Origin of the sequence: Marinobacter sp., assembly GCF_041690615.1 — a bacterium.
Taxonomy (GTDB): Bacteria; Pseudomonadota; Gammaproteobacteria; order Pseudomonadales; family Oleiphilaceae; genus Marinobacter.
Map to the genome: position 1 here is coordinate 1 of NZ_JAWLGY010000009.1, position 13,315 is coordinate 13,315.

Consider the following 13,315-nt stretch of genomic DNA (forward strand, 5'->3'; position numbering starts at 1 on the left):
TGCCGGGCCCACAGGGGACTTGCACCCCCAAGTCATCCGGCCAGCACCACCTGGACCGGAACAGCGCCGTCAAGGCGCTACGCGCCATGCCTGGCGCACAACAAAAAAGCCCCGGTCGTCAAAAGACCGGGGCCTTGTCACTGGCCCACAGGGCGCGATTCCGCCCCGTCGGCTATCATCCTGCCTTACTGGTAGTAGGCGTTTTCCTTATAGGAATGGTCCGTCACGTCACGCACGGCGGTAATTTCCGGCACACGCTCCTTGAGTGTGGACTCAACGCCCTGCTTCAAGGTCAGGCTGACTGCGCTGCACCCCTGGCAGCCCCCGCCGAACCGCAGCACAGCCACAGACTCATCGACAATCTCCACCAGCTGGACATCGCCACCGTGAGAGGCCAGCCCCGGATTGATCTCGGAAGCCAGTATATAGTTCACCCGATCCGGCAGCGGTGCGTCGTCGTCAATCTTGGGTACCTTGGCATTGGGCGCCTTGATGGTCAGCTGTCCACCCATCTGGTCCTTCGCATAGTCAACATAGGCTTCTTCCAGAAACGGCACCGAGTTATGGTCCAGATACAGGGTAAACTTGCCCAGATCCAGTTGTTCGTCGGTGGGAACCACCTCGTTGGGCGGACAGTAGGCCAGGCAGGTCTCGGCATGCTTGGTGCCCGGTTGGGTCACAAAGATACGCACGCCCATGCCTTCCACGTCCTGCTTGCTGATCAGTTCGGCAAGATAGTCTCTTGCGGAGTCGGTAACTGTTACCAATGCCATTTCGTCAACCTGTCAGAAAATGTGATTTCATTTTAACGGAGTTCGCGGGATCCTGAAAGACCAAGTAAAATAGTCAGCCTTTATACTCCATATAGGCGCAGCCCCGATCATTCAAGGGTTGAGCGACTTGATCCATATCAGGGCCAGCAGGACGTCAAGTGACAAGTTTGCTATTATGCGCCGCTCTCAATTGCACACTCATTACTCCCGGAAACACCTGACCATGACCGATCGCGCAACACGACTCGCCCAGCTTCACCAGGCTCTCAAGGAACGCATTGTCGTCCTCGATGGCGGCATGGGCACCATGATCCAGAATGAGAAGCTGGATGAGGCCGCCTTCCGCGGTGAGCGATTCCGGGACTATGAACGCGAGGTCAAGGGCAATAACGACCTGCTCTGCCTGACCCAGCAGGACCTTCTGACCCGCATCCATGCCGACTACCTGGAAGCCGGCGCGGATATTATCGAAACCAACACCTTCAACTCCACCCGGCTGTCCCAGGCCGATTACGGGCTTGAAGAGCTGGTCCCGGAACTGAACCTTGAGTCCGCAAGACTGGCCAGGGCCGTGGCAGACGAATTTACCGCCCGCAACCCGGACAAGCCCCGCTTTGTGGCCGGTGCCATCGGGCCCACCTCCCGTACAGCCTCTATCTCTCCGGATGTGAATAACCCCGGCTACCGGAATGTGGATTTCCAGACCCTGGTGGACAACTACTATGAAGCCGCCAGGTATCTCACCGAAGGCGGCTGCGACCTGCTGCTGATCGAGACCATCTTCGATACCCTCAACGCCAAGGCTGCCATCTACGCGGTACAACAGTACTTCGAGGATTCCGGTGTCGAACTGCCCCTGATGATTTCCGGTACCATTACCGATGCTTCCGGTCGCACCCTGTCGGGCCAGACTACCGAGGCCTTCTGGAACTCCGTCGCCCATGCTCGCCCCCTCACTGTCGGGCTGAACTGCGCCCTGGGGGCCGATGCCCTGCGACCCTACGTGGAAGAGCTGTCAGCGAAAGCGGAAACCTACATCAGCGCCCACCCCAACGCGGGCTTGCCCAACGAATTCGGCGAGTACGACCAGACTCCTGAGGAAATGGCGTCCATTATCGAGGGTTTCGCCCAGGACGGCTTCCTCAACATTATCGGCGGTTGCTGCGGGTCCCGTCCCGATCATATCGCGGCCATTGCCGAGGCCGTAGCCAAGTACCCTCCCCGCCAGATTCCCGAGCGCCCGAAGGTGCTCCGCCTGTCCGGTCTGGAGCCGTTCACCGGCGATGAGAACACCCTGTTTATCAACGTGGGCGAGCGCACCAACGTCACTGGCTCAAAGCGGTTCCTGCGGCTGATCAAGGAAGAGCAGTACGAAGAAGCCCTCAGCGTGGCCCGGGACCAGGTGGAGAATGGCGCCCAGATCATCGATATCAATATGGACGAGGGCATGCTGGATTCAAAGGAGGTGATGGTCACCTTCCTGAACCTGGTGGCCTCCGAGCCTGATATCTCCCGCGTACCGATCATGCTGGACTCCTCCAAGTGGGAAGTCATCGAAGCTGGCCTGCGCTGCGTTCAGGGCAAGTCCGTGGTCAACTCCATTTCCCTCAAGGAAGGTGAGGAAGAGTTTCTCAAGCGGGCCCGGGACTGCATGCGGTACGGCGCTGCGGTGGTGGTAATGGCCTTTGATGAACAAGGCCAGGCAGACACCTTCGAACGCAAGACCGAGATCTGTAAACGCTCCTACGACCTGCTCGTCGGCATTGACTTCAACCCCGGGGACATCATCTTCGACCCCAATATCTTTGCCATTGCCACCGGCATAGAAGAGCACAACAACTACGCGGTAGACTTCATCAACGCAACCCGCTGGATCCGGGACAACCTGCCCCATGCCTCCATTTCCGGGGGCGTCAGTAACGTCTCCTTTTCCTTCCGGGGCAATGACGTGGTACGGGAGGCGATTCACTCGGTGTTCCTGTATCACGCCATTAAGGCCGGCATGAACATGGGTATCGTCAATCCAGGCCAACTGGTTGTCTATGACGAGATTGATCCGGAGCTGAAGGAACTGGTGGAAGACGTGGTACTTAATCGCCGCGACGACGCCACCGACCGACTGCTGGAGATCGCCGAGCGTTACAAGGGCCAGGGCGGCAAGACCCGGGAAGAAGACCTGGCTTGGCGTGAATGGCCCGTTGAAAAGCGGGTCGAGCATGCCCTGGTTAAAGGGATCACTACCTATATCCTGGAAGACGCGGAAGAATGCCGTCAGCGGGCCGAGCATCCCATCGAGGTCATAGAAGGTCCCCTGATGGACGGCATGAACGTGGTTGGTGACCTCTTCGGTGACGGCAAGATGTTCCTGCCCCAGGTGGTAAAAAGCGCCCGCGTCATGAAGCAGGCGGTGGCCCACCTGATCCCGTATATCGAGGCAGAGAAAAGTGAAGACCAGAAGGCCAAGGGCAAGATCCTGATGGCCACCGTGAAAGGCGATGTCCATGATATTGGCAAGAACATCGTCGGTGTGGTGCTGCAGTGTAACAACTATGAAGTGATCGACCTGGGGGTCATGGTTCCCTGTGAAAAGATCCTGGAAACCGCCCGCAGGGAGAACGTGGATATCATCGGACTCTCCGGCCTGATTACGCCGTCCCTGGACGAGATGGTCCACGTCGCCCGTGAGATGCAGCGGCTGGACTTCAACATTCCCCTGATGATTGGTGGTGCCACCACGTCCAAGGCCCATACCGCCGTCAAAATCGAGCCCCAGTACAAGAACGACGTTGCCCTGTACGTGTCCGATGCCTCCCGTTGCGTCAATGTGGCCTCCACCCTGCTCAGTCGCAATGGCAAGCCGGAGTATGTGGAAGGCATTCGCAAGGAATACGATGAAATCCGCGAACGCCGCAAGAACCGGGGCGACCGCACCAAACTGGTATCCCTGCGCGAGGCCCGTGAGCGTGCTCCGGAGATCGACTTCGAGCATTACCAGCCAGTGCGCCCCTCCTTCCTGGGCGTACGCCGCTTCGAGGACTATGACCTGGAAGAGTTGGTGGACTACATCGACTGGACGCCGTTCTTTATCTCCTGGGACATTGCCGGCAAATACCCGGCGGTACTGGATGACCCCAAGCGCGGTGAAGCCGCCCGCAGCCTGTTCAGCGACGCCCAGGGCATCCTGAAGCGGATGATCCGGGAAAAGCGTGTCCGCGCACGGGCGGTTATCGGTTTCTGGCCCGCTCGCCGAAGGGGCGATGACATTGTGGTCTACAAGGACGAGTCCTGCGCTGACGAACTGACTGTACTTCACCACCTGCGCCAACAGGACGAGAAAGCCCCCGGGCAGCCCATGCGCGCCTTGTCGGACTTCATCGCGCCGGAATCCGACGGTTGCGATTACGTCGGTGGTTTTGCGGTGACTACCGGCATCGGCGCCGAGGAATTCTCCCTCGAGTTCAAAGACGCCAATGATGACTACAATGCCATCATGGTGAAAGCGCTGGCAGACCGACTGGCGGAAGCCTTCGCCGAGCGCATGCACGAACGTGTCCGCAAGGAGTTCTGGGGTTATCAGCCTGAAGAGTCGCTGGAGAACGACGACCTTATCCGGGAAAAATACCAGGGTATCCGCCCTGCTCCCGGCTATCCCGCCTGCCCGGACCATACCGAGAAGGCAACCCTGTTTGAGCTGCTGCAGGCCCCTGAAAATGCCGGCATCGAGCTGACGGAACACTTCGCCATGTTCCCAACCGCAGCGGTTTCCGGGTGGTACTTTGCCCACCCGGAATCAAAGTACTTTGCGGTCGGCAAGATCGGCAAGGACCAGGTGGCGGATTATGCGGAACGTAAAGGGCTGAGCAAGGCAGAGGCCGAACGCTGGCTCGCTCCCAGCCTGGCCTACGATCCGGCGGAGTAACGCTTCGCCGACAAAGGCCGGAGGGACCCTTGAGTTCTTTCCGGCCACACGGCATTCTCGCTATAACAAGAACAGGGAGTTTCCATGACAGAGCAATCCCGCAACGAGAACAGCAGCTCGCGCCGCAAGGGCCCAGGCGTACTCAAAGTATTGCAGAGCGTACTGGCAGGTGCATTCGGTGTTCAGTCAGGCAAACGCCACGAAGAGGACTTCAGCAGTCACAGCCCGGTACCCTATATCGTGGCCGGCCTGCTGTTTACCTTCGGCTTTATCGGAGTGTTGGCGCTGATCGTACAGCTGGTGTTGTCGTCCGGGTAAGGCGCGGGTGACGGGCAGGCTCGCCATCGGACGCCACCTGCCGCCAGGCATACGATCCGGGCTACTGGCCGGAAACCCAGGTAACCGCAAAAGCCACTACAAGCAGAACCAGCATGGTGAATGCGATGGCGTCAACCTGGCTGTCTTTCAGGGTACTTTTCTTCATAGACGGTTCTCCGTTCTTGCTGTTGTTGGTCTTGTTTTTCCACGAATTCCGGTTACCGCGCCGGCCTTCCTAATTTAGGTTACCTCATCAGGCAAGTCCACCCGCAGTGTCCTCTGATTACCATTTTCGTTAACCGCCTGCCCGGGAAACCGCGGCGAAAGTTCTCCGCTTCTTATCACTTAAATCGATTACCATATTTTGAAATAATCATTTTAAGAATAAGGACGTAGTGCTATCCTGCCCCGCATCTGCACTGGTTGATCGATGTCATCCCTGCCAGCAACCGTACCCAGGATTATTCAGGATCACCCGATTATGTACGTTTACGATGAACACGACCGGCAGCTACTGGCGGAGCGCGTCGCCCAGTTCCGGGACCAGACCGATCGTGCCCTCGCCGGCGAACTGAGCGAAGACGAATTTCTGCCCCTGCGGCTGCAGAACGGCCTCTATGTACAGCGCCTGGCTCCCATGCTCCGCATCTGCGTACCCTATGGCATGATGCGGTCTGCCCAGCTGCGTCGCCTGGCGCGAATTACCCGTGACTATGACAAGGGATACGCCCATTTCACCACCCGCCAGAATGTCCAGCTTAACTGGCCGGCGCTGGAAGACGTGCCTGACATCCTCGCGGAACTGGCCGAAGTGGAGATGCACGCCAACCAGACCAGCGGCAACTGCATCCGCAATACCACCACAGACCAGTTTGCCGGCGTCCAGGCCGACGAGATTACCGATCCGCGACCCTATTGCGAAATCATCCGGCAATGGTCTACCTACCATCCGGAATTTGCCTTCCTGCCCCGGAAGTTCAAGGTGGCGGTCAATGCTTCTGAGCACACCGACCGTGCGGCAATCCAGGTTCATGACATCGGCCTGCAGATGGTCCGTAATGAAGCTGGTGAGCTGGGCTTCCGCGTCCATGTGGGTGGCGGCCTCGGGCGGACACCCATGGTGGGCCCGGTCATCCGTGACTTTATCCCCGAGCCGGACCTGCTGACCTATCTGGAGGCAATCCTGCGGGTTTATAACCGCTATGGCCGCCGGGACAACAAGTACAAGGCACGGATCAAGATTCTGGTAAAAGCACTGACACCGGAAGGGTTTGCGGAGCGTGTGGAGGCTGAGTGGTCCCATATAAAGGACTCGCCCACCCGCCTTACCCGCGAAGCCATTGACCGGATGAAAGGCTTCTTTACAGAGCCGGCCTATGAGGCCCTGCAGGACAATCCGCCGGCGCTGGAGACTGCCCGTGGTGATAGCAAGGCCTTCAACAACTGGGTCCGCCGCAATGTGCACAGTCACAAGAAGCCGGGCTACGCGATCGTTACGCTGACCATGAAAAAAACCGGAACTCCGCCGGGCGACGTGACCGACCGCCAGCTGGAACAGATTGCTGATCTCGCCGACGAGTACAGCTTTGGCGAGGTCCGGGTTACCCACGAGCAGAATGTGGTACTTGCGGATGTTCGCCAGGACCAGCTGTTCGAACTCTGGCAGGCCAGCCGGCCCATGGGGTTCGCCACGGCCAACCTGAATACCCTGACCGATATTATCTGCTGCCCGGGCGGCGACTACTGTGCCCTAGCCAATGCCAAGTCGATTCCGGTGGCCGAGTCGATCCAGCGCCGCTTTGACGACCTGGATTTCCTGTATGACCTGGGCAATATCGACCTGAACATTTCTGGCTGCATGAACGCCTGTGGCCATCACCATGTGGGACATATCGGCGTGCTGGGTGTGGACAAGAAAGGCGAAGAGTACTACCAGATCAGCCTCGGTGGTGCATCCCAGCACGATGCCGCCATCGGCAAGATACTGGGCCCCTCCTTCGCCCGGGATGACATGCCCCAGGTGATCGAGAAGATCATCAATGTCTATGTGGACAACCGGACCGAAGAGGAAGAGTTCCTCGATACCTACCGCCGTATCGGGATTGCCCCCTTCAAGGAGCGTGTATATGCGTAATATCGTCAAACACGACGGCACGATCGTGGTCGATGCCTGGCAGGTACTCGAGCATCCGGCCGAGGGCGAATCGCTGACCTTGCCAGAGGGCCCGTGCCTGGTTCCTGCCGAGCTGTGGCTCGCAGGCCGGGAGCATTTCGCCGGTAACAGCCAGATTGGTCTCTGGCTCGACAGCCATGAAGAACCCGAACTGATTGCGGACCATGTTCACCGGCTTCCGCTGATTGCGGTGAACTTCCCCAAGTTCAGTGACGGCCGGGGCTATTCTTCCGGCCGCCTGCTCCGGGAGCGGTTTGGCTACCAGGGTGAGCTCCGGGCAATTGGCGATGTCCTGCTGGACCAGCTTCAGTTCATGAAACGCTGTGGCTTTGACAGCTACGCCCTGCGCCCGGACAAGGACATCAGCAAGGCTCCCCGTTGCTTAAACTTCTTCAGCAACGCCTACCAGGCCGCCACCGACAACGACGAACCCCTGTTCCGCCGGCGCGGCGAGTTTCCGGTAGCCGCTACGGCCTGAGCCAGCGGGCTTACAAAAAAACGCTGACCCGATACCGGGTCAGCGTTTTTTGTTGCGGGCCATCGACCATCGCCCAATGAAGACTGGTCAGGCTTTAAGATCAGCGGGCGTGATCCAGCACAATCTTGCCTACCGACTCTCCCTTCAGGAACGCCTTGAGCGCCCCGCCCAGATCACCGCGGCCAATGTCTCGAGCCGCCGCTTCTGTCTTCGGGCAGGCCCAGTCCGAGGAAAGTTTTTGCCAGACCTGCCGCTTCTGATCCAGCGGGATCTCCACGGAGTCGACACCCAGCAGGTTTACACCGCGCAGGATGAAAGGCATAACCGTAGTTTCCACCTTGGGCCCGGCCACCAGACCACAGCAGGACACGGAACCGCCCGGCAGAATCTGCTTGAGCAGCTCAGCCAGCGGCGCGCCGCCCACCGTGTCGACGGCATTGGCATAGACTGGCTTCAGCATCGGCTTGGGTGATGCCTCCAGGGCCTCACGACCAACCACGTCCGTTGCACCCAGAGCCTTGAGGGCATCGGTCTGGTCCTTCTTGCCGGAAACCGCCGTCACCTCAAAGCCAAGGCCGGCCAGGATCTCCACCGCCACTGTGCCGACGGCACCACTGGCCCCGGTCACCACCACCGGACCCTGTTCGGGGGCGGCGCCCATTCTCAGCAGCTTGTTGACGCAGAGTCCTGCGGTGAGCCCGGCGGTGCCGTAGATCATGGCCTTGCGCGCATCCCAGCCGGCGGGCATTTCCACGCACCACTGCGCCGGCACTCGGATATACTCCCCGAAGCCGCCAGGGGTGTTCATGCCCAGATCGTAGCCAGTGACAATAACCTGGCTACCCTTACCCGGAGTGCCACCTGACTCCACCACTTCACCGGCTGCATCAATACCCGGAGTGTGGGGAAAGTTCCGGGTGACCCCCTTGTTGCCGGACGCTGACAGAGCATCCTTGTAGTTCAGGGACGAGTGAGTGACCCGGATCAGCACCTCATTGGCGGGCAGGTCCGCCACGCTGCAGGTTTCCTCTGCACCCACGTATTCGCCGTCCTTCTCATGAACGCGCCACGCCTTGTATTCGATATCATTGCTCATAATCGTCCTCCTGGGGTTGGGAATTGTTATTGGAGATTCTGGTTACGAAACGTACTCAACAGCCGCCAAACCGTATGTTCCAGGGCAGCGCTGGTGGCCAGCCCGAGTTTCTCCGGCAGGCTCCGTTTGCGCTGGAACCCGACGGAGACCACCTCGGACCGGTCACAGGCGTCAATCAGGTACTCGTCAGACGTTTTGACTTCATCAATCAGCTTCACCTCCAGGGCACGGGTACCGAACCAGATATCCCCGTTGGAGACCTTGTCGATATCCAGCTCCGGACGCCGCTCGCTGACATAGTCCTTGAACAGGTGATGGGTGTCTTCAAGATCGTCCAGAAACTTGCGACGCCCTTTTTCCGTATTCTCGCCGAATATTGTCAGTGTTCGCTTGTGCTCCCCGGCGGTGAGAATCTCATAGTCAACGTCGTGCTTTTTCAGCACACGATGGAAATTGGGCAGCTGGGCCACCACACCGATGGAGCCCAGTACCGCAAATGGTGAAGCGACAATACGGTCGGCGACACAGGCCATCATATAACCGCCGCTGGCCGCGACCTTGTCGACACAGGCCGTCAGCCTGATGCCCTTGCTGCGAATACGGTCCAGCTGGGCGGCGGCAAGGCCATAGGCATGGACCAGGCCGCCGCCACTTTCCAGCCGGATCACCACCTCATCCTTCTCCGGATCGGCTACGGCCAACACAGCCGTCACTGACTTGCGAAGGGTCTCGGTATCCGAGGCCCTGATGTCTCCGTCAAAATCGATCACGAAGGTCCGGCTGCGCTTTTCCTCGTCGCCCTCAGCCTTGCCTTTACGGGCCTTGCGGGCGGCCTTTTCCGCTTTCTGCCTGGCCTTTTTCCAGACCTTGCGCTGGTCCGGCGAGAGCATCCGGCTTTCAATGGCTTCCCGCAGCTTGCGGTATTTTTCGTTGAGACGGCGGACAGTAAGTTCACCCTCGTCGTCCCCCTCGCCCCGGTTACGCTGGACAGCGGCGGCACCCAGCACGATCACAATCACCACGGCGACCACGAAGGTCGCCACCTTGGCAAGAAACAGCCCGTAGTCAGAGAGAAATTCCAATGCACACTCCATGATGTTCGTGGTACACGGCCATGACCGTGCCCGGTTGCTGGCGCAATGCGACATTGCACCTGAGTACAACCGACAGAAACCCGATTGTAACCGAGGCCATGGTGTGTACAACCTCCCACCCGCAAAACTTATCAAACGATCGTTTGATTTTTCCTTGACACTCCCCGGTGCGCCACCTAAAGTCGGACTGAGCCGGCTGGCCGGGAGGCCCGACAGTCCCCGCTGGAGCAGAAAAGCCGCCGGCCGGCACACCGGCAAGGCGTGATATCCTCACCCGCAGAGTCAGTTACACACTTAAGGGAAAAAATAATGTCCGTAGCCCAGGTATTCGAGAAATTCGAACAGAACTTCAACCCGGAAGCCGCCGACGGCATGGATCTGGTCTTCCAGTTCAATATTGAAGACGACCAGAACCACCATGTGATCGTCAAGGACGGCACCTGCAAGGTGGTGGAAGGTGACCATGAAGATCCTTCTGTCACCCTGATCATGGACGCGGCCACCCTCAAGGGCATTGCCTCCGGTGAGACAGACGGCATGCAGGCGTTCATGTCCGGCCAGCTGCGGGCCGAAGGCGACATGATGCTGGCCACCAAACTGGGGCAGCTATTCTCCATGGGCTGAGCGTTCGGCAGAGACGAAAAAGGCACCTGAGGGTGCCTTTTTTCGTTGTCAGGACCAGGGGATTCAGTTCAGATCTGACCGAACCCTCAGAGTCCCCCGTCATCCAGTGAGGTCTCAGCCAGCCGGAGCAGGTCCGGATTGCGACTATCGCGGGTGCCGATACTCTCGATGTAGTACTCCAGGGACGTAAGCGCGTCCGCCAGGGACTCCAGCACGGCATTACCCGGTGGCTCCTTAACGTCCAGCAGACGGGTCTGGATAGAGCGGGCCACCCGATCCATGACGTCTGCAGCGTCCGGGTCACCGATCATCTGCAGGCCGCCCCAGATACTGTGCAGTGTATTGGGCAGATTGGCCAGGTGGAGCTTGTCATAGTCAGACTCGACAAAGGCGGTGATGGCCCGTTTTGCGAGGGTCAGTGCACTGCGCGCCTCATCACCCACGACGATCGCGGCCTCCCGCAGGTACAGGGAGCCCTCCCGGGCTTCCGGCCTGGCAATGGCCAGGGCATCCGTCTCGGAGGTAATACCCCGGGAGACCATTTGCTGAACGGCGCTCTCCACGCCAAGTACTGCATCTGCCAGGGCGTAGAGTTCCTCTTCCGCAGGTAGTGCCCCGGACTGCTCCCAGGTTCGTAGTCGGTCAGCCTCGCTGCGGGCGATGTCCGCCAGCCGGTTAAGGTCGAGCATGCTCAGGGTGTTTGCGAGCCGTTGCAGGGAATCAGCGATGGTGGAAAGCTCACTGAGATCCGGCTCAATGCCCCGCTCAATAATATCCAGCCGGTCCTTGAGCTGATTAAGCTCATCCTGCAATGCGGTGGACAGAGACCTGAGTACGTCCGCCCCCGGCCCGTACAGGCGTTTGCGGTGTGCCTCCATCATGGATTCCGGGTAGTCGGAAGGGGCAAGGTTCCAGGCTGACAGAATGCGCTGAACCTCCTGGTTGGCGGAACCACTACGGTATAGCAGGTAGACCAGGTCGCGTATGATGGCTTCGTCCAGCGTGCGGCGGGCAGCGGTGCGCCCCACATAGACCATGTCGCGGCTGTACCTTTCAATGCGCATCAGCAGGCGCTTGCGAGCCTGGTTGAACCCCATGGCCCGGTCGGTCATGGTTTCAGCCACCACCATCAGCAGGCACCAGAGCTGTTTCAGCTGCCCTTCTCCGCACAGGCGCGCGAAACCACGGGACGCCCGGGCAATCAGCTTCTTGCTCACCACTTCGTTACGTTCCCGGATCACGCCCACCAGGGCGACCTGAAGCATCAGGCGCATCCGGCGGGCATAGGCTTCAAACTCGCCGTCAGAAAGCTCCATTGGCTCTGTGGCCACACCGGTACAAAAGTCCGGCCGCTGCGCGGTGTCCAGCTCGAAGAAATGGGATTCCGGGTGGGGCGCCTCACCCCGGGCTACCCGAAGTTCGTTGATGATGGGCAGCAGCAACTCGGGGTGGTCTTCCCGCTGCTGGTGATAATACTCCACATAGCGGCGGAGAATGAACAGGGCACTGTTGAGGGTAGTCAGCAGGATGTTCTTGTCGTCGCTGGCACCAACGGGCACATCATTGGCAACGGCTACGGCCTCCTTGCAAAGCAGGGTGCCGCCACGGAGTTCCACCAGCACAAAGATGCCCCGAAGCTGGTTCAGGTAATCCACACAGTTCTGGAGGTCTTCCCCGCTCTCACGGTTTTCCTGGAAGCGTTCCAGGCTGGTTTCCGCATTGCGGATAGTCTGTTCGATCTCGCTTTTGACCAGATCGAACGACTGTGACTTCGTCGCAAGTGACGACTGAATCATAAACTGACGCTTCCTGTCTCAGCTTTGCCTGCGCAGGTACCCCATACACAACAACATCCGGGCACCTCCTGCACAGGACTGACCTGAACAGGGGTTTTCCCGGGGGCGCCGGATGACCGGCCCCCGGCTACAACGGGTACTGCATGGTCGGGCACTAATCCCGGTCAAGGAAACCGGATGAGAACCTGCCCTGACGAATTGCCGTAATTCAAGGACTGTCCATTACTTATAACACAAAAGCTTGCCCGCTCAAGGGACCTCTGTCGCTACTTTCAAGATATCCTAAACAGTTCTCAGTTCTGTGCACCAACCATTGCAACGGGGCCTTCCCCCGACTTTCAGGCGTTACGCCAGACAGCTTCACCACCGGCCTTTTCAACCGCATCAAGAAAGGCTTCATGGGCGCCAAGTTCCTCTTCCGAGGCCCTTACTACGGCGAGGGCCGGACGATCCCCGGGCAGTCGACGGATCACCTGGCCGCCCTGGTCGCCATCACTTCCGGCATCCAGTGACAAGGCGGTCTGACCACCGGTGAGCAGCAGGAATACGTCGGCGAGTATCTCGGCATCCAGCAACGCCCCGTGAAGTTCCCGGTTGCTGTTATCGACCCCGTATCGCTTGCACAGGGCATCCAGGCTGTTCTTCTGCCCCGGGTGCTTGCGACGGGCTACCGCCAGGGAGTCCAGTACCGAACAGTGTTCCCCCACTTTTCGCACGGGTTTGATACGGCCAAACTCGGCATCGATAAACCCGACGTCGAAGGCCGCGTTGTGTATGACCAGTTCGGCGCCGTCAATAAACTCGAGGAATTCCTGCGCGATCTCGTGGAACCGGGGCTTGTCCGCAAGGAATTCATTGGTAATACCGTGAACAGAGATGGCTTCTTCCTCCACCTCCCGCTCCGGGTTGATATAGACATGGTAGTGCCTGCCGGTGAGCTGCCGCTCCATCAGCTCCACACAACCGATCTCGATAATGCGGTGCCCCTCATTGGGGTCGATGCCCGTGGTTTCTGTATCCAGAACAATCTGTCTCATCCGATTA

At 59.1% G+C, this 13,315-nt stretch carries 10 protein-coding genes; 5 read left to right on the forward strand and 5 right to left on the reverse strand.

Going from position 1 to position 13,315, the window contains the following annotated elements; genetic code table 11:
• Positions 1–185: 185 nt before the first annotated feature.
• Positions 186–773 (reverse strand): Fe-S biogenesis protein NfuA, encoded by a 588-nt coding sequence (gene nfuA / locus ACESMZ_RS08105; protein ID WP_372956861.1) that lies wholly within the window; start codon positions 771–773, stop codon positions 186–188.
• Between the two features lie 223 nt (positions 774–996).
• Between nfuA and metH the strand changes: the two genes are divergently transcribed.
• The 4 genes from metH to ACESMZ_RS08125 all read left to right on the forward strand — a co-directional run bounded on the left by metH (position 997) and on the right by ACESMZ_RS08125 (position 7,661).
• Positions 997–4,692, forward strand: a complete 3,696-nt coding sequence (gene metH, locus ACESMZ_RS08110; protein ID WP_372956860.1) for a methionine synthase — start codon at positions 997–999, stop codon at positions 4,690–4,692.
• 84 nt (positions 4,693–4,776) lie between these two features.
• Entirely contained in the window at positions 4,777–5,010 is a 234-nt protein-coding gene (locus tag ACESMZ_RS08115) for a DUF2970 domain-containing protein (RefSeq protein WP_372956859.1), read from the forward strand.
• A 481-nt stretch (positions 5,011–5,491) separates the two neighbouring features.
• The gene (locus ACESMZ_RS08120; RefSeq protein WP_372956858.1) at positions 5,492–7,144 is read left to right on the forward strand and encodes a nitrite/sulfite reductase; all 1,653 of its coding nucleotides are present in this window, start codon (positions 5,492–5,494) and stop codon (positions 7,142–7,144) included.
• Positions 7,137–7,661, forward strand: a complete 525-nt coding sequence (locus ACESMZ_RS08125) for a DUF934 domain-containing protein (protein ID WP_372956857.1) — start codon at positions 7,137–7,139, stop codon at positions 7,659–7,661. The genes ACESMZ_RS08120 and ACESMZ_RS08125 overlap by 8 nt, the downstream gene beginning before the upstream one ends.
• Before the next feature lie 100 nt (positions 7,662–7,761).
• On the opposite strand, the gene ACESMZ_RS08130 is transcribed toward ACESMZ_RS08125, so the two are convergent.
• Entirely contained in the window at positions 7,762–8,757 is a 996-nt protein-coding gene (locus ACESMZ_RS08130) for a YhdH/YhfP family quinone oxidoreductase (RefSeq protein ID WP_372956856.1), read from the reverse strand.
• A gap of 26 nt (positions 8,758–8,783) precedes the next feature.
• The gene (gene sohB, locus ACESMZ_RS08135; protein ID WP_372956855.1) at positions 8,784–9,839 is read right to left on the reverse strand and encodes a protease SohB; all 1,056 of its coding nucleotides are present in this window, start codon (positions 9,837–9,839) and stop codon (positions 8,784–8,786) included.
• A 321-nt stretch (positions 9,840–10,160) separates the two neighbouring features.
• On the opposite strand from sohB, the gene ACESMZ_RS08140 reads away from it, so the two are divergent.
• Complete coding sequence (locus ACESMZ_RS08140; protein WP_372956854.1) at positions 10,161–10,475, forward strand: SCP2 sterol-binding domain-containing protein; 315 nt, start codon at positions 10,161–10,163, stop codon at positions 10,473–10,475.
• 86 nt (positions 10,476–10,561) lie between these two features.
• On the opposite strand, the gene ACESMZ_RS08145 is transcribed toward ACESMZ_RS08140, so the two are convergent.
• Together ACESMZ_RS08145 and dnaQ are read right to left on the reverse strand one after the other, a co-directional pair.
• Positions 10,562–12,271, reverse strand: a complete 1,710-nt coding sequence (locus tag ACESMZ_RS08145; RefSeq protein WP_372956853.1) for a chemotaxis protein — start codon at positions 12,269–12,271, stop codon at positions 10,562–10,564.
• A 338-nt stretch (positions 12,272–12,609) separates the two neighbouring features.
• Positions 12,610–13,308, reverse strand: a complete 699-nt coding sequence (dnaQ, locus tag ACESMZ_RS08150) for a DNA polymerase III subunit epsilon (RefSeq protein WP_372956852.1) — start codon at positions 13,306–13,308, stop codon at positions 12,610–12,612.
• Between the last annotated feature and the right edge of the window lie 7 nt (positions 13,309–13,315).

Coding starts and splice junctions, on each gene's coding strand:
- nfuA (WP_372956861.1), bottom strand. CDS start 773: ATGGCATTGGTAACAGTTACCGACTCCGCAAGAGACTATCTTGCCGAA.
- metH (WP_372956860.1), top strand. CDS start 997: ATGACCGATCGCGCAACACGACTCGCCCAGCTTCACCAGGCTCTCAAG.
- ACESMZ_RS08120 (WP_372956858.1), top strand. CDS start 5,492: ATGTACGTTTACGATGAACACGACCGGCAGCTACTGGCGGAGCGCGTC.
- ACESMZ_RS08145 (WP_372956853.1), bottom strand. CDS start 12,271: ATGATTCAGTCGTCACTTGCGACGAAGTCACAGTCGTTCGATCTGGTC.
- ACESMZ_RS08115 (WP_372956859.1), top strand. CDS start 4,777: ATGACAGAGCAATCCCGCAACGAGAACAGCAGCTCGCGCCGCAAGGGC.
- ACESMZ_RS08125 (WP_372956857.1), top strand. CDS start 7,137: ATGCGTAATATCGTCAAACACGACGGCACGATCGTGGTCGATGCCTGG.
- dnaQ (WP_372956852.1), bottom strand. CDS start 13,308: ATGAGACAGATTGTTCTGGATACAGAAACCACGGGCATCGACCCCAAT.
- ACESMZ_RS08140 (WP_372956854.1), top strand. CDS start 10,161: ATGTCCGTAGCCCAGGTATTCGAGAAATTCGAACAGAACTTCAACCCG.
- ACESMZ_RS08130 (WP_372956856.1), bottom strand. CDS start 8,757: ATGAGCAATGATATCGAATACAAGGCGTGGCGCGTTCATGAGAAGGAC.